The organism is Flavobacterium denitrificans DSM 15936 (assembly GCF_000425445.1).
Taxonomy (GTDB): domain Bacteria; phylum Bacteroidota; class Bacteroidia; order Flavobacteriales; family Flavobacteriaceae; genus Flavobacterium; species Flavobacterium denitrificans.
The window spans coordinates 275239-293441 of the sequence record NZ_KE384379.1; the positions used below are offsets into that span (position 1 = coordinate 275239).

Annotated in this window: 12 protein-coding genes; 8 read left to right on the forward strand and 4 right to left on the reverse strand. The window is 34.0% G+C overall.

The genetic code is table 11. The features are described 5' to 3' along the window. The gene (locus H600_RS0120880; RefSeq protein ID WP_026730611.1) at nucleotides 1-1596 is read left to right on the forward strand and encodes a L,D-transpeptidase family protein; all 1596 of its coding nucleotides are present in this window, start codon (nucleotides 1-3) and stop codon (nucleotides 1594-1596) included. On the opposite strand, the gene H600_RS0120885 is transcribed toward H600_RS0120880, so the two are convergent. Beyond that, on the reverse strand, nucleotides 1585-2307 hold the full coding sequence (locus tag H600_RS0120885; protein ID WP_026730612.1) for a murein L,D-transpeptidase catalytic domain family protein: 723 nt from the start codon (nucleotides 2305-2307) through the stop codon (nucleotides 1585-1587). The genes H600_RS0120880 and H600_RS0120885 overlap by 12 nt on opposite strands. A 323-nt stretch (nucleotides 2308-2630) precedes the next feature. Between H600_RS0120885 and H600_RS0120890 the strand changes: the two genes are divergently transcribed. Both H600_RS0120890 and gpmI read left to right on the forward strand, forming a co-directional pair. Beyond that, nucleotides 2631-5060, forward strand: coding sequence for a DUF5916 domain-containing protein (locus tag H600_RS0120890; protein WP_026730613.1), 2430 nt, complete (start codon nucleotides 2631-2633; stop codon nucleotides 5058-5060). A gap of 139 nt (nucleotides 5061-5199) precedes the next feature. Then, entirely contained in the window at nucleotides 5200-6717 is a 1518-nt protein-coding gene (gene gpmI, locus H600_RS0120895; RefSeq protein WP_026730614.1) for a 2,3-bisphosphoglycerate-independent phosphoglycerate mutase, read from the forward strand. A gap of 330 nt (nucleotides 6718-7047) precedes the next feature. Here the strand turns inward: gpmI and H600_RS0120900 are convergent, their stop codons facing one another. Beyond that, entirely contained in the window at nucleotides 7048-8298 is a 1251-nt protein-coding gene (locus tag H600_RS0120900) for a DUF445 domain-containing protein (protein ID WP_026730615.1), read from the reverse strand. A gap of 210 nt (nucleotides 8299-8508) precedes the next feature. Between H600_RS0120900 and map the strand changes: the two genes are divergently transcribed. The 5 genes from map (at nucleotide 8509) to apaG (ending at nucleotide 15035) form a co-directional block, all read left to right on the forward strand. Further along, nucleotides 8509-9327: a type I methionyl aminopeptidase gene (map, locus tag H600_RS0120905; protein WP_026730616.1), complete on the forward strand. Its 819-nt coding sequence runs from the start codon at nucleotides 8509-8511 to the stop codon at nucleotides 9325-9327. A gap of 21 nt (nucleotides 9328-9348) precedes the next feature. After that, nucleotides 9349-10122, forward strand: coding sequence for a class I SAM-dependent methyltransferase (locus H600_RS0120910; protein WP_026730617.1), 774 nt, complete (start codon nucleotides 9349-9351; stop codon nucleotides 10120-10122). Between the two features lie 209 nt (nucleotides 10123-10331). Continuing rightward, a complete protein-coding gene (locus tag H600_RS0120915; RefSeq protein ID WP_026730618.1) occupies nucleotides 10332-13235 on the forward strand; it encodes a DEAD/DEAH box helicase in 2904 nt (967 codons plus the stop codon). 74 nt (nucleotides 13236-13309) lie between these two features. Next, a complete protein-coding gene (locus tag H600_RS0120920) occupies nucleotides 13310-14569 on the forward strand; it encodes a type IX secretion system plug protein (RefSeq protein ID WP_026730619.1) in 1260 nt (419 codons plus the stop codon). 79 nt (nucleotides 14570-14648) lie between these two features. Further along, entirely contained in the window at nucleotides 14649-15035 is a 387-nt protein-coding gene (gene apaG, locus H600_RS0120925; protein ID WP_012023834.1) for a Co2+/Mg2+ efflux protein ApaG, read from the forward strand. A 1-nt stretch (nucleotide 15036) separates the two neighbouring features. On the opposite strand, the gene pdeM is transcribed toward apaG, so the two are convergent. Next, nucleotides 15037-15669, reverse strand: coding sequence for a ligase-associated DNA damage response endonuclease PdeM (gene pdeM / locus H600_RS0120930; protein WP_026730620.1), 633 nt, complete (start codon nucleotides 15667-15669; stop codon nucleotides 15037-15039). 8 nt (nucleotides 15670-15677) lie between these two features. Continuing rightward, entirely contained in the window at nucleotides 15678-18137 is a 2460-nt protein-coding gene (locus H600_RS0120935) for a ligase-associated DNA damage response DEXH box helicase (RefSeq protein WP_026730621.1), read from the reverse strand. Nucleotides 18138-18203 lie beyond the last annotated feature (66 nt).

Consider the following 18203-nt stretch of genomic DNA (forward strand, 5'->3'; position numbering starts at 1 on the left):
ATGAAAAAACTTTACTTTCTTTTAGTGATATGTTTGTTTTTTGGCTGTAAAAAAGAGGAGCCAAAAATCATTCCTATTGTCAAAAAAAAGCCCCCCATAATCATACTTACTGACGAAAGAAAAGTTGAAATTGACACCGCTATAATAGGCGCTTACAAAAGCGAAACCCTCAAACAGTTTTATAATTCATCTGAAAATAAAACTGTTTGGGGAAACTTAAAAAAGAGAACTTACATTTTGTCTCAGCTTCAAAACGCAGACAAACTTGGCTTAGAACCCGAAGATTACAAAGCTTCACAATTGCAAAAATTTGAAAAGCAAATTGCTTCACTAAGTGATACCGACTTGGCGACTTATGATATTTTACTGACTTATAATTTTGAAAAATACCTGAATCATCTTTTCAAAGGAAAACTAGATCCTAAAACAATCTACACCGATTGGGATTTGGAAGAAAAAGTTCTTGATGTAAATGATGTTCTCATTAAAGCTTTCAATAAAAACAAATTAGACAGTATTGTCGATAATATTCAGCCAAAATCTGAAACTTACAAAGAGCTTTTAAAAGCGCTTGAAATCATCAATACATTTCCAGACGACAACATTGAAAAGATAACTACAGATTCTTTGACAAAAAAAATAATTTTAAACGAAAGCAATGCTGCGCTAATCAACATCAAAAAAAGACTGCTGTTTTGGGGAGACATGACTGGAAAAGATAGCAGCTTTACCAAAATCTACGACAACAAGACATTTGAATCAATCAAAAGATTTCAAGAACGTCACGGCTTAGCGACTGACGGTGTTATTGGCCAGGGAACTATTAATGCCTTAAATTATTCAAAAGAAAAAAGAAAACAGCAAATCATTGCCAATTTAGAACGTTGGAGATGGTTTACAGCTGATTTCGCCGAAAATTATTTTATCATAAACATTCCTGATTACAGCTTAAATGTAGTTGAAGATCAAGACACAACCTTGGTTAGAAATGTCGTGGTTGGAACCAGCAAAAGAAAAACTCCTATAATAACATCAACCTTAAGAACGATTGTTTTTAATCCGACTTGGACCGTTCCGCCAACAATTTTAAAAGAAGATGTGGTGCCGGCAATGAAACGAAATCGGAATTATTTAGCCAATAAAAGCATAACTATATATGATACTGCTGGAAATGTAGTTGAGCCAAATAAATGGAACGAAAATAAACCTGGTAATTATAGATATATTCAAAGTCCTGGCTACAACAACTCACTTGGTGTAATGAAAATTCTATTCCCTAATCACCATAGTGTTTATCTTCATGATACAAATCACCGCAATTATTTTGGGAGAAGCAATCGCTCGCTGAGTTCAGGTTGTGTTCGTGTTGAAAATCCGTTGGAACTGGCAGCACATATTTTAGCAGATTCTACACGATTTTCAAGAGAAAAAATCGACACTATTATTGCTTCCAAAAAAACAACAAGTGTCAAAATCGTAAAAAAATACGCTTTGTATCAATGGTATTGGACAGCTTGGAGCAAAAAAAATCAGCTCATTTTCAGAGCTGATATTTATAATCTTGATTCGGATTTGTATGCTAAATTAAGAAATTAGCTTTTCTTCCATCGCAAAAGTTCTTGACGGATGATAGATATACAAACACGATTTTCCTTTTATAGCATCAATTATTTCATCTCTCAATTCAAAAGGGATTGCAGGACAACCTTGGCTTCTGCCTAATCTTCTATGCGCTTTAATAAAAGCTTCCGATACATAATCTGCGCCATGCATCACAACACCTCTTTCACGAGCATTACTGTTAAAACCTTTTTCTAATCCATCAAGACGTAAAGAAGCACCGTGTTTTCCTTGATACGTTTCACCAGTAGCATAAAAACCTAAGCTGCTTTTATAAGACGAATTTGTATTTGAAAACGAAGAAGCAAATTCTTCACCAGTATTTCTTCCGTGTGCTACTAATGACTGAAATAAAATTGTATTAGTCGATAAATCAATAACCCAAAGACGTTTACTGTTTGATGACAAACTAAAATCAATCAACGTTAAAACATCTTTTTGGATTACTCCTCTTTCTTTCAAAAGATAGAATCCTTTTAAAGCTTCAGAAAAAATTTTAAGTTCTGGCAACTGAAAATGGTTTGCATTCAAATTTTCATATACATTTTCAATTTTAGCATCAACTGTTAGTTTTTCAACCTTAGCTATACTTTTTACAGTTGCAGTTTTAATTTCGGGAGTGCTTTTTGAATCTTTACCAAAAGACAATAGAAAAAACACAAACAAGGGATAAATTTTGTAAATCATTGAATTTCTTTAGGTTAATACATAAATTTGGGTAGGGCAAAAATATAAAAAAAATATAGCGAAATGAACCCAATCTACTGATTCAGTGCTTTTTTACTTAAATTTTAACAGAATAATAGTAAAAACTTTGCATTTTAGTCGAAAAACTGATTTTTTTGTAAGATATTTACCACCACATAAAATCTAAACGTTTTTAGGCATTTTCTTAAGGAAAATATAATTAAAGACTATTTTTGGCTTTTAAAACTGTAACAATTAAAACTAATCGAAGTCTATTACAGCATTAATATATTTTGAGCACTCATTTCCCCATCATTATTTTCATGAAAAAATTAGTTTTCTTAAGTCTTCTTCTAATGTCTTTTTGGTGTTACAGCCAAAAGAAATCGCTACAGGCACAATCGACTGTGGAGTCCATTTCAATTGATGGAAAGTTAGACGAAGTGGCTTGGGAAAATGCGCCAATTGCAACAAATTTCATCATGTTTGAGCCTGACAACGGGAAACCAATTCCAGAAGGGAAAAAAACCGAAATTAAAGTGCTTTATAATAATGACGCCATTTATATAGGCGCCATGATGTATGATGATGAGCCAAATAAAATTTTAAAGGAAATATCACAGCGTGACAATTTTGGAACGGCTGATATCTTTGGCGTTTTTGTAAATGGATTCAATGACGGGCAACAAAATTTTGAGTTTTTTGTCTCTGCCGCTGATGTTCAAGGTGATTGTATTATGACTGACGCCATTGGAGAAGATTATTCTTGGGATGCTGTTTGGCTAAGCAAGGCCCGAATTACCGACAAAGGCTGGATTGTTGAAATTAAACTTCCGTACGCGGCTTTACGCTTTTCTGCAGAAAACAAGCAAACTTGGGGAATCAACTTTTTTAGAGAGGTAAAACGTGAACGCAAAAAATATACTTGGAATTTAATTGATACCAAAATTGGAACGTTTACCCAGCAAAATGGTGAATTAGCAGGAATTGAAAACATCAAACCTCCTACCCGATTATTCTTTTTGCCTTATGCTTCCTATTATTTAAACGCAGCCGACGGACAAAAAACATACGGTACAATGAAAGGTGGCATGGACATTAAATACGGAATTAATGACGCTTTTACGCTTGATGCGATTCTGATTCCTGATTTTGGACAAACAAAATACGATGATCAAATCCTTAATTTGAGCCCGTTTGAACAACAATTCAATGAAAATCGTGCCTTTTTCACCGAAGGAACTGATTTATTCAACAAAGGAAATATTTTTTATTCGAGAAGAATTGGCGGAAGTCCATCAGTTGATCCAGACTTAAATGAAAATGAAGAACTCATTGAGACTGTTCAAAATGTCAATCTAATCAATGCTTTAAAAGTTTCAGGAAGAACAAAAAATGGCTTAGGGATTGGCGTTTTAAATGCTGTTACCGAAAAAACGTATGCTACGATAAAAGATACAATTTCAAACGAGACTAGACAAGTCGTTATTGAACCTCTGACCAATTATAATGTTTTGGTCCTTGATCAGCGTTTCCGCAAAAATTCTTCGGTTACTTTTATCAATACTAATGTTACGAGAAATGGGCATTATAGAGATGCAAACGTAACAGGTTTGGCTTGGGACTTAAACACAAAAGCAAACACCTACAGTTTATACGGAAATGCAAAATACAGCCACATCAATAAAGAAGAAGATAAAAATGGCGTTTTTACAACGATTGGTTTTGCCGAAACTAGCGGAAAATACCGCTACAGTATCGGTTCTGATTTTGTGACCAAAGATTATGACCCAAATGATCTTGGGATTAATTTTTACACGAATTACTACAACTTTTACGGAAATGCCAATTATCGAATCCTAAATCCAACCAAGCATTTCAATAGCTTTAGAATCAATTATAATATGTATGCCGAATTCAATAAAGAATCCGGATTGGTTCAAGACAACAGTATTAATGTGAATGTAAACTTGACTACTGTAAAAAACAATTATTTTGGTGGAGGAATAACCCTTTATCCAATGGAATCACATGATTATTACGAGCCAAGAGCTGACAAAAGATATGTTATTATTCCAAAAAAAATTGAGGCTTGGGGAAGTATTTCGACTAATTACAATAATAAGTTTGCATTAGATTTAAATCCATCAATTGCAGTTGCAGATGAACCGGGAAGAATTGCTTATGGAGTTGATGTGGGACCTAGATATCGCTTTAATGACAAACTTTTACTGACCTATTATTTTAGCTTTTTTAGAAAAAACAACAACAAAGGCTACATTGACAGCGTAGATGGAGACGATAATGAAGCCACTCCAAACGACATTGTTTTTGCCAACCGAAATGTAATTACTTACTCGAATACAATTGGCGGAAAATATGCTTTGAACAGCACGATGACTTTTAATTTATCAGTGAGACAATATTGGTCATATGCTGAAAATAAAGACATTTTACAATTAGAACAAGATGGAACTTTGACTCCGTATCCTGAATATACCGACAATAAAAATTCAAGCTTTTATTCTTGGAATGCCGATTTATCATATTCATGGTGGTTTGCACCAGGTAGCCAGGTTTCTGTATTGTACCGCAATAGTGCCGATAATTTTGAACGCGTTATTGACAAGCAATACAAAGACAACGTAACAGCTTTGCTAAATAACGATGCATTAAAACACGTTTTTTCAGTCAGTGTAAAATACTTTATTGACTATAATGCTGTCAAAAATAAGTTCAGAAAGCGAGCTTAGCGTGAATTAATTTTAAAAAATAAAGGCTTCTGCAATTAAATTATTATTTTTTAATACGCTTCATTTTATTAAATATAAATGTACTGCTGTGCTCTTGCAAAGTATAGAAATGAATTATCTTTGTAGAAAACAAAAAGTAATGAACAAAAAAGTTATCCTTATGATTTTAGATGGTTGGGGAAAATCTCCTGACCCTAAAGTATCTGCAATAGACAATGCAAATGTTCCATTTATAAATAGTCTTTACAAAAATTACCCAAGTGCACAATTAAGAACTGACGGATTAAACGTTGGTTTACCTGAAGGCCAAATGGGAAATAGCGAAGTTGGACACATGAATCTTGGTGCCGGAAGAATTGTGTACCAGGATTTGGCAAAAATTAATTTAGCTGTAGCACATAAAACACTTGCAAAAGAACAAGTTTTAATTGACGCTTTTACTTATGCTAAAGAAAACAACAAAAAAGTACACTTTTTAGGATTAGTTTCTGATGGAGGTGTACATTCACATACTTCACACTTACGTGGGTTGATCGATGCTTCTCAAGAATATGGTTTAGATCAGGTTTACGTTCACGCTTTCACAGACGGACGCGACGTTGATCCAAAATCTGGAGCAAAATATATTCACGATCTTGAAGATTATATTAAAGATACTCCGGTAAAAATCGCTTCTATCATTGGTCGTTATTATGCGATGGATCGTGACAAACGTTGGGAGCGCGTAAAATTAGCTTATGACTTAGTCGTAAATGGCGTTGGAACTCCATCGACAAATGCTGTTGCAAGCGTACTTTCAAGTTATGAAAAAGACGTTACAGATGAGTTTATTGAGCCAGTTGTTATCGTTGACGAAAATGCGAAACCCCTTGCTACAATTGTGGAAGGCGATGTTGTAATTTTCTTCAACTTTAGAACAGACAGAGGACGTGAACTTACTGAAGCGCTTTCTCAGCAAGATTTCCATGAGCAAAACATGCACAAATTAAACTTGTACTATGTAACATTAACAAACTACGACGAAACGTACCAAAACGTGAAAGTGGTTTACAATAAAGATAATATCACCGAAACTCTTGGTGAAGTTTTAGAAAAAGCTGGCAAAAAACAAATCAGAATTGCGGAGACTGAGAAATATCCTCACGTAACTTTCTTCTTCTCTGGCGGAAGAGAAACTCCTTTTGAGGGTGAATCAAGAATCTTGAGAAACTCTCCAAAAGTAGCGACTTATGATTTACAGCCAGAAATGAGTGCTTACGAACTTGCTGATGCTCTTGTTCCTGAATTGAACAAAGGCGAAGTTGATTTCGTGTGCTTAAACTTTGCAAACGGAGACATGGTTGGTCATACCGGAATTATGGAAGCTGCAATTAAAGCTTGTGAAGCTGTTGACGCTTGCGCGAAAAAAGTTATCGATGCTGCTCTTGCAAATGATTACACGACAATCGTAATTGCCGATCACGGAAACTGCGAAACAATGATTAATCCAGATGGAAGCCCAAATACTGCGCACACAACAAATCCAGTGCCGATTATTTTAGTGGACAAAGAATTGAAAAACATCCAAAACGGTGTTTTAGGTGATATCGCTCCAACAATTTTAGAATTGATGGGTGTTCAGCAACCAAATGCAATGACATGTCATTCGCTTTTGTAATTTTTTAAAACCATATAAGTTATATAAGTTCATTTAATTCGAACTTAAAAAAAATCTCGCAAAGAAGCTAAGTCGCAAAGAATAATAAACTTTGCGTCTCTGTGTCTTTGCGAGAACTATTTTATACCAGAATGTAATTTTTTTTACACCATATAAGTGATATAAGCTCATTTATTAGAAGCTCAAAGCTTACTTAAACTTATACTTCTCATGTGGTTTTTATTTTCACAAAGAAAATAGCCTAAACTTATATTTACTTTTATAACTTATATGGTTTATCTACGCAAAGAAAACAGCATGAATTTATATTTACTGATATCACTATATGGTTTAAAAAACAAAATGATAAAGCTGCTCAACTCCATAAATCACAAGACCGATAAATCCACCAACTAAAGTCCCATTTATCCTAATATATTGAAGATCTTTCCCAATTTCTAATTCTAATTTTTCCGAGACTTCTTTTCCGTCCCAGCTTTTTACGGTTGATGAAATCAAATCTCCAATTACTTTTTTATTATTCAAAAGCATTGACAATAAATCATTCTTGATAAATCCGTTGATTTTACCTATCATCACAGCATCTTCCTTAATTCCGTTTCCAAAAGTTTGAATCAAATCTGCGATATTATTTTTTATTGAAGAATCATTTCCCTTATTTATATCGTTTGTAATCGATAATTTTATTTCATCCCAAATTCCGTTAATGTAATCCTGAACTTCTTTTTTTCCAACAAAATTTAAAATCATATCGTTGATCTTGATTCGCATTTCTTCGGAGTTTTTTACTTTTTCTAAGAAATTAAAAATGTACTCGTCAATTTTTAAACGAACTGCGCTTTCTGGTTTTTTAGCTTCATTTAAAAAATCCTGCAGGCCGTTAAAAACGCCTTCTGTGATGCTTTTGTCTGCTAATCCGAAACTCAAAAACGGAGTTGAAGCTTTCACTTTTTGCCGGATTAAATCTTTATTATTAGTCAATTCATCACTCATTACTTCAAGAAGATTCGTCAACATTTGATTTTTCAAATTCCCTTTTTGCAGAGGTTCTAATGCAACGGCTATCCAATTTCCGAAATTTATTCCTTCCATTTTTTCTTTAAACTGAACCTGAATAAATCGCTTTACATCTTCATCTTTAATCGTTCTTAAAATTCCCGGAATCACACTTACAGTAACCGAATTAGCAATTTTATTTGCATTTTCCTCGTGCGAAAGCCAATCTGATGCCTTAGTTGCAAAATTGAATTCGTCCAATTTAATTTCTAATTTTTCGCGATCGAGAAATTCCTCAGAAACAAAGTTCCCTAGGTTCTCTCCTATTTCATTTTTCTTAGTCGGAATAATTGCGGTATGCCAAATTGGAATTCCCATCGGATGACGAAAAAGCGCCACAACGGCAAACCAATCGGCAATTCCGCCCACCATCGCCGCTTCGCTGAAAGCCTGCAACATTGGAATCTTAAAATAAATGGCAATTAAAAACAACAGCACTGCAATACCCAAAAGCCCCAAAGCATTACGCTTCATTTTCTTCAGTGCTTTTACTTTGGCTATATCTTTATCTGTAATAGTTTCCATGATTATATGTGTTTCTACTACTAATTTATGGCTTTTTTCTGAGATACTTCCTGTGTTCCCTATCTTTTGTCAGCCACGAATTTCACGAATTATCACGAATTAAAATTTAAGCGAATTTTTAAACGATATACAATTAGTGATAATTCGTGAAATTCGTGGCGAAAAAAATAATATAAAATTGTATTTTTGCCAACTGAAAATGGAAAAAATATGATTATCCAAAAAACTAGAGAGGAAATCGAATTAATGCGCGAAAGTGCTTTGATCGTATCAAAAACATTAGGAATGATTGCTTCTGAAATTAAAGAAGGAGTGACTACATTATATCTTGACAAATTAGCCGAAGAATTTATTCGTGATCACGGTGCAGTTCCAAGTTTCCTTGGATTGTACGATTTCCCGAATTCGCTTTGTATGAGCCCAAATGCTCAGGTTGTTCACGGTATTCCAAATAATGTTCCTCTAAAAAATGGTGACGTAATTTCGGTTGACTGTGGTGCTTTTAAAAATGGTTTCCACGGAGATCATGCTTATAGTTTCGAAATTGGAGAAGTTGCTCCAGAAGTCAAAAAACTTTTGCGTGTTACTAAAGAATCTCTTTACGTTGGAATTAGAGAATTTAAAGCAGGAAATCGCGTGGAAGATGTTGGAAATGCGATTCAAAAATATACTGAAGCTCACGGTTACGGAGTAGTTCGTGAATTAGTTGGACACGGTGTTGGACAAAAAATGCACGAAGAACCAGAAATGCCAAACTACGGAAAACGCGGACGTGGAAAAATGTTCGTTGAAGGAATGGTTGTAGCAATCGAGCCAATGATCAACATGGGAACTAGAAACATCAAACAATTGAAAGATGGTTGGACAATTCTGACTGCCGACGGAAAACCTAGTGCGCATTTCGAACACGATGTTGCTTTAGTTGATGGAAAACCTGAATTATTATCAACTTTCAAATACATCTACAAAGCTCTTGGAATCGAGAGTAATGAAGAAGATGAATTCAGACAAATTCCGTTAATCGTATAAATACAATCTCGAATCAAACCTGTGAAAAAACTTTTCAAATTAGTCCTTAATACAATCCCGCGTCCTTTATTAATTCGTTTGAGTTATGTAGCACGTCCAATTTTAGCTTTATCTTTAAAAGGAAGTAAATATACTGATCCTATCGACGGAAAAAGTTTTAGATCTTTTTTGCCTTACGGATATGGAAAACAACGTAATAATGTGCTTTCGCCAAGTACACTTTCGTTAGAAAGACATCGCTTGCTTTGGTTATATTTAAATGATCAGACTGATTTTTTTACAGCACCTAAAAAAGTACTACATTTTGCTCCGGAACAAGCTTTTTACAAACTTTTCCGTAAGCAAAAAAACCTTGATTACACTACAACCGATTTGTTTTCGCCTTTGGCAGATGTAAAAGCAGACATTTGTAATTTACCTTTCAAAGACAATGAATACGATGTTATTTTGTGTAATCACGTTTTAGAACATATTCCGGATGATACAAAAGCAATGCAGGAATTATTCAGAGTTTTAAAACCAGGCGGAATGGCGATTTTGCAAATTCCACAAGATTTAAATCGCGAAGTTACTTTTGCGGATGATTCTATTACAGATCAGAAAGAACGTGCAAGAATATTTGGTCAATACGATCACGTTCGTATTTACGGACGCGATTATTTCGACAAATTAAGAAGCATTGGTTTTATCGTAATTGAAGAAGATTATACCAATAAAATTGCACCAGAATTAGTTGAAAAATATTGTTTGGCAAAAGGAGAAATCATTCCGCTTTGCTTTAAACCTGAAAACTAATTTTTTTTCACCATATAAGTGATATAAGTTCATTTATATAAAGCTCCAAGACAAAACCTAACAGGTTTTAAAAACCTGTTAGGTTTATCGATATTTAAAACAAAAATCTGCTTTGATCCGCGTTTTGCTTTAGCAATCCGTTTAATCAGCGTTCATTTTTTTGAATTTTAGCCAAATCCCCCAACTATACGCCAATCAAACCTCAAATCTTGGAACCTACAAAATCATTTCAGTTCTGTTTTGACATCAGTTTTGAAAAAAATCTGAATGCCTATATCCCAACTGCATATATTGTTGAGAATACTATTGAAATTAAATATCTAAATAAAAAGGCAACTAAAGGTGTTCTTGAAAGTTTCGGAATTGATTTCGAAAATTTAGATCCCAATTCAAAAAGAATTCTAAATATTTGTGAATCTTTAAAACCTGAATTTATTTTCAAAAAATTCGGTGCAAAAATTAAATCAGCCAAAACCATTGCCGATTTGCAGAAAGATTCCAAAATTGATTTTGCCATTCGTCAGCATTTAAAAATCAACCTGACTCCTTTTTACGATTTGATTGTAAAGGAGCAATTTCCTTTATCTATTAATTTGGGTCCGGAAAAAGATTTTTACCGATCAAGAGTTAGCATAGAACCGCTGGATTTTGAGCCTCAAATTCAGTTCGACAAACACGCTGAAGGCATCACTTATACGCTTTCATTAAAAGAAAATGAAACTATATTTTTGCCAATGAATAAAAATGTTGACATTCTTTTAGATGAACCAGGCTGGTTGATTATTGATAAAAAATTAGGCCAGTTAAAAGAGTTAAATGCTAAAAAACTGACGCCATTTTTAAAGAAAAAATCAATTGAAATTCCTTCAAAATTAGTAGATGATTATTTTAAGAATTTCATTCCGGAAATAGCTAAAAAAATCGACATTCACTCGAATGGTTTTGAAATCGAGCTTCGCGACAAAATCGTTTCCTGTACAATACAACCCGTTTTTGATTTCTTTAAAAACTGCTTTTATCTCAATTTATATTTTGATTATAACGGATATATTTTTGATGGAAGCAAAACTAAAAAAACACATTCATTTGTTGATTTCAGTGTCGCTAATGAACCTAGAATAATTCAATTCAAAAGAAGTTCAGACGAAAATTCATACTGTAAAAAATTACTCGAAATTGGTTTAGAAAAAATCAAAAATGAGTTATTTGGATTAAAATCGGAAGCTGAAACTTCTGATCCTTATCTGAATATTCAACTCATTATTGATAATAAGGAAAAACTGGAAAATTTAGGTTTTACGATTCAGAACTTAAAACTCGAAAGCAAAGAAATCATTACAGAAAGCAATACAATTTCGATTGCAAAAGAAACGAAAGCCGATTGGTTTGACATTAAAATCATTATTACAGTTGGAAATTACAAAATCAATTTCAGCGAAATAATTCCTAATATAAAAAGCAAGGAAAGGCTTTTCCAATTGCCTGACGGAAACTACTTTTTGATTCCGCTGGAATGGTTCAGCAAATACGGCTCTTTGGCAAAATTAGCCAAAACAGAAAACGGCGTTTTGCTTTTACGTAAAAGCAACTTTACTGCTCTTGACGGAATTTCGGAAATCGACAATGATTTGGATCAGATTCATCAAGCCGAATTTACAGCTTCAGAGTTAATAAAAGCAACTTTAAGACCTTATCAAGTTGAAGGAGTAAAATGGCTTTTGGGACATTTTAACTCTAATATGGGCGCGTGTCTCGCCGACGATATGGGACTTGGAAAAACCTTGCAAACATTATCCGTTTTGGTTTCTGTTCAGGAACAATTAGGCTTTACCACTAAAACCACCAATTTTGATTTGTTTGCCAACGAAACTACTATTGAAAGAGAACCTCTAAAAGCTTTGATCGTTCTTCCTTCTTCATTGGTTTTTAACTGGTTTAATGAAGCTGGAAAGTTTACGCCTCACTTTTCTAAAATGCAATATGTCGGAAATGATCGAAAAATGTTAGCAAGCAGCATCAATTCGACCGATTTGATTTTTACAAGTTACAGCATCATTCATCGTGATATTTCCATTTTAGAAAAATATGATTTCCGTTATTTGATTTTGGATGAAAGTCAATACATCAAAAACAAAAATTCTAAGATTTTTAAAGCCATAAATAAAATCAACACAGGGCATAAAATTGCCTTGAGTGGTACGCCAATCGAAAATTCACTTGACGATTTATGGTCACAAATGCAGTTTATCAATCCGGATATTTTGGGTAGTTATGCTTTTTTCATGGAAAACTTCAAAAATCCTATTGAGAAAAAGCAAAATGAAGAAGTTTTATCCGAGTTAAAAAACCTCATTGCTCCCTATATCTTAAGAAGAACCAAAGAACAGGTTTTAAAAGACTTACCAGAATTAACTGAGCAGATTTATTACTGCGATATGGATCCTGAACAGGAAAAATTGTACGAGAAAGAAAAATCTAAAGCCCGTAATTTCTTGTTGAAAACAGATTCAAGTCCGGACAAAATCAGTATTATTAATACACTGATGAAGTTAAGACAATTGAGCAATCACCCAAAAATGATTGATGCAGATTCAGAAATTGATTCTGGAAAATATATTGCTGTTACAAACTATTTAGAAAATTTAGTTAAATCGAAACAGAAAGTAATCATTTTCAGTTCGTTTGTTACGAATTTGAGTTTTTATACCGATTGGTGCAAAGAGCATAAAATAGAATTTTGCGAAATTACTGGGGAAACTCCAGCTAGTAAACGAGAACAAGAAGTAAAACGTTTTCAGGAAAAGGAAAATCCATTGTTGTTTTTTATTTCGCTTAAAGCGGGCGGCGTGGGATTAAATATTACCAAAGCTTCGTATGTTTTATTTCTGGACCCTTGGTGGAATCCTTTTGCCGAAAAACAAGGTATTGGCCGAGCGCACAGAATTGGACAAATGAATAAAGTAAATGTGATTCGTTTTATTTCAAAAAATACAGTTGAGGAAAAAATCATCAAACTGCAGGAAAACAAAAAATTGTTGTCGGATTCACTTTTAGAAGAAAGTTATATTAATGATGAAATTGAAGGCAATTTAGAATACATTTTGGGTTCTTAATTGTTAAACCCAATAGATTGGCCTATTTTTCGTGGCATAAAATTGTTATATTTACAAATCTTACAATATATAAAATGCCAAAATTATTATCTATAAGCTTCTTTTTGTTTTTAATTTTTACTTCGGCGAAAGCTCAGGAAATACAAAACGAAATAGACCCTCCATATAATATCAAGACCGCTTCATTTGTTCAAAACGATACGAATGTTGTCCCAATTTTTGAATTGGGTTCGGTATTTTCATTTCAATTTGATGATTTGTTTGGCAACGAAGCCAACTATTATTTTGAATTGGTTCATTGCGATTACAATTGGATTCCGTCAGATATCCCAAAGACGGAATACATTCGCGGTTTTGACAATCAAAGAATTACTGATTTTACAAATTCATTTAATACACTTCAAGGCTATACACATTATAGATTAACGTTTCCGAATCAGTTTACAACGCAGCTTAGAATTTCGGGGAACTATATACTGAAAATCCTTAATGAAGATAAAGAAATTGTTCTCGCAAGGAAATTTGTTCTTTACGAAAATCACTCTACTGTTGCCTGCTTGGTAAAACGCACAAGAAACCTAAGCAATATTGATTACAAGCAAAATCTTGAATTTACTATTTTGTCAAATGATATTACTTTTCAAACACCTTTACAAAGTGTAAAAGTCCTTTTATTGCAAAATGGTGATTTCAAGACCAGCATTAAAAATGTCCCTCCCCAATACACCATTGGAAATCAACTGGTTTACAAATACGACAAGGAAACGCAATTTTGGGGCGGAAATGAATTTTTGTATTTCGAAAACAAAGACATCCGCGCTGCAAGCAATAATGTAGCTAGAATGGGTTCCAACAATGACGTTTACAGCTCATATTTATACACTAATGCTGCGAGAGGCAACCAAATTTATACGCTTTACGAAGATGTAAACGGAAATTTTGTTGTAAAAAACATCAACGGATTCAAGCAAGAAATTGAAGCTGATTATGCTTGGGTTTATTTCACTTTATCTGCACCGGCTTTTCAATTGAATAAAGATATTTACATTGTTGGAATGTTCAATAATTTCAGCCTTTCGCCTGAATATAAAATGGATTATAATCCAGACAAGGCGATCTTTGAAAAAGCTGTGATGATCAAACAAGGTTTCACTAATTATCAATACAGAACCGTGGATAAAAAAGGAGTCATTGATTATGAAAATGCTGTTGATGGAAATTTTTATCAGACTGAAAATGAATATACCATCTTAGTTTATTACAAAGAAAGTTCGGATCGCTACCAAAGAGTCATCGGAAAAGGAAACGGAAACTCAATAAACATCGTAAATTAAAACAATGTTAAGGTTTTCACTTCAATCATTTTTTTTCGTAGCTTTGCACATATAACGCACACATATATACTACTTTAGTATGGTTTCTCAAATTACACGAGGCATAAAAATATCGGTTTTGACTAGTTTTGAAGGTACTTACTTCAAGAACTACAAGATTCATTTTGCTTTTAGTTATGTAGTTACAATTGAAAACCACAGTAAAGATTCGGTACAATTAACTTCACGTCACTGGGAAATTTTTGATTCATTAAATGATTTAGATATTGTGGACGGAGAAGGAGTTATTGGCAAAAAACCGGTTTTAAAACCAGGTGAAAATCACACTTACAGTTCTGGATGTTTATTATCATCTCCTTATGGCGCTATGAAAGGTCATTTTAACATGATTAATTTCACTACAACTAAAACATTCAAAGTAATTGTTCCTACTTTTAGAATGTGCGCTCCTTTTGCATTGAACTAATTTAGTTTTTTATTTCGATTACCTCATCTTTTGCAATCGCATAAACTTTGTCATTTTCCTCGGGAATGAGATAAAAATTGCCTGTAAATTCTCCAAAAGCCGGAAAAATCATTTGATGTGGTTTTCTAAAAAAACAAGATAACCCGAGCGATTGTTTCCCTAATCCTTTTAGTTTTATTCCAGGATGAATGTGTCCGCATAAATTGAAAAAGTTTTCTCTTGTTGTCGGTTGATGCGTTAGGAGAAAATCGTCCATTATTAATTCTTCATAAATTTCAATATTCAAATCCGCATAATTTTTTTTAGAAATAATATCATGATTGCCTTCAACTAAAATAATTTGTTGCGAAACAGTTTTGGTCCAGTCAGCAAAAAAATCCCATTCGTTGTTTATTTTACTGTGAAATAAATCGCCAAGAAAAATAATCGTTTCAGCATCAAACAATTGAAGAACATTATTTAATCGTATGAAATTTTCCTGAACAGCTCGTTCTGGAATCGCCATTCCGTGCTTTCTGAAATGCGCGATTTTCCCCAAATGCAAATCAGAAATTAAGAGGATTTTCTTTTCTTCCCAAAATGCAGCACCGCAAGGATGCAAAACAAAACTTTGATTGTGGATTGTAATTTTCATGTTCTAAATTATTTCATGTAATTGGCTGTCATTTTTTTGATTCTTTCCTGCAAAGTTTCGCTGGATATTTTCTCTCGCAAACGATCCGTAATAATAGGAAAACTAAACGGCGTTGGTTTCTTGCATTGTTTCCAAATAATATTTTGACTGTTTATTCTTTCCATTGCCTGAATCAAACGACCTTCTTCTAACTGATGTTCAAAGGTTTCGATAAAGGCCTGTTGTAAAAGTAAATTATCGGGTTCGTAATCTCTAAAAACCTCAAAAAGCAATTGTGAACCACTTTGCAAATGTTTCGTTTTTACTGGTTTTCCGGGCATTCCAGTAAAAACTAAACCTGCAATTACAGCAATATCCCGAAATTTTCTACGCGCCATTTCGGTTGAATTTAAACTTTTCTGCAAATCATGATGTACATATTCTGTCGTAAATAAATTATTATCAAAAACAGACTGCATATCAATTTCCTGATCCGAAAGTAGTTCAAACCCATAATCATTATAAGCCAACGAAAACGTGATTGGCGACAACAAACTGATTCGGTACGAAATTAAACTTGCCATCGCTTCATGGACATAACGACCTTCAAAAGGATAAAAAAGCGCATGAAAACCTTCGCGTGTTTTAAAAGTTTCAATTAAAAATTCATCATTGTTAGGGACAATACTTTCTTTTCTTTGTCTGTCAAAAATGGGTTTTAACGCTTTTAATTCTGGAGTTAAATTGTCTGTGTTTGCAGTATATAATTCTTCCCGAAGCAATTCACTCATTTGTGCCGATAACGTCATTCTCCCTCCCATCCAGCTTACAACTCTTGCCGTTTTTTTCGGATCTGCTTTTCGAACTAAAACCTGCATGTTTTTAATTTGAAATAATTCGAGTCGCCTTCCGGAAAAAGTAAAAACATCGCCTCGTTGCAATTTTGAAGCAAACCATTCTTCGATTGTACCGATAAAACCGCCACTTAAAAATTTTACATTTAAAACGGCATCACCCACAATGGTTCCCATTTGCATTCTGTGATGCATGGCAATAAAACGGCTATTGATTTTATAACGTCCGTCTTCTTCGATTTCTACTTTTTTGAATTCGTCGTAGGCTTGTAAACTTTGGCTTCCGTTTGTAATGAAATTCAAAATCCAGTTCCAGTTTTCTTTGGTTATGTTTTGATAACAAAAAGTTGTTTTGACTTCTTCATAAATTTCATCCGGAAAAAATCCGTCAGAAACGGCAAGTGTATTGAGGTATTGAACCAAAACATCCCAACTGTTTAAATAAGGCATTCGATCTTCGACAACGGTTTTGGCAACCGCTTTTTTTAATGCCGAAGCTTCTATCAATTCCATTGCGTGTGTAGCGAGAAAATAAATCATACTTTCTTTTCCTGGCTGGTGTCCGCTTCTTCCGGCTCTTTGCAAGAAACGCGCAACACCTTTTGGTCCGCCAACTTGGATAATCGTTTCTACAGGTGCAAAATCAACGCCCAGATCCAGACTCGAAGTACAAACTACCACTTTTAGTTCTTCATTTCGAATCGCGTCTTCCACCCACAGACGCGTTTCTCTGCTGATGCTTCCGTGATGCATCGCCATTTCTCCGGCAAATTCAGGATATCTTTCTAAAATTGCCTGAAACCAAATTTCGCAAGCTGAACGTACATTAGTGAAAATTAAAGTTGTTTTACTTCTACGAATGATTTTGGCAACCTCATCAATTAAATGCAAACCCATATGCCCGCGCCACGGATAAGTTTCCATTTTTTCAGGTAGAATCGATTCTATTTTTATTTTTTTATTGATATGGGCTTTTATTAAAACCGAATTTTTATAAGCTTCCGTATCATGTCCTAATAAAACTTCCTGAGCTAATTCCAGATTCCCAATTGTGGCTGAAATTCCCCAAATTCGCATTTTTGGAGCAATCGTTTTTAATCTCGAAAGTGCCAATTCCATTTGCACACCGCGTTTGGTTCCCATTAATTCGTGCCATTCGTCAACTACAATGGCACCGCAATTGGCAAAGGTTTTTTCGTATTGTTTTGATGCTAACAAAAGCTGTAAACTCTCAGGCGTTGTAATTAAAAAATCTGGCATTTTGTTTTTTTGCTTTGCTCTTTCGCTTTGAGAAGTATCTCCAGAGCGGATTCCGACAGTTAACGGTAAATCTAAATCGGTAATAATTCGTTCTGCAGCTTGTTTTATTTCAACAGAAAGCGCTCGCAAAGGCGTAATCCAGATTGCTTTTAATCCGGGTTTGTGTTTCGTTTTATAATCGGGATTTTTTTTAATGTAATCGAGAACTACAGGAACCCACAAGGCATAGGTTTTTCCGCTTCCCGTTGGAGCGTTTAATAAACCATTTTTTCCCTGCAGAAAAGCTGTCCAAGTTTGCGTCTGGAATGGAAAAGATTTCCAACCCTGACTTTTAAACCAGTTTTCGGCTACTGTATACAATTCTTCCCTATTCATTTTTTTTAGGTTCAAAGTTGCAAAGGCTCAGAGGGACAAAGTTTAGCTGTTTCATATTTTTTTTTC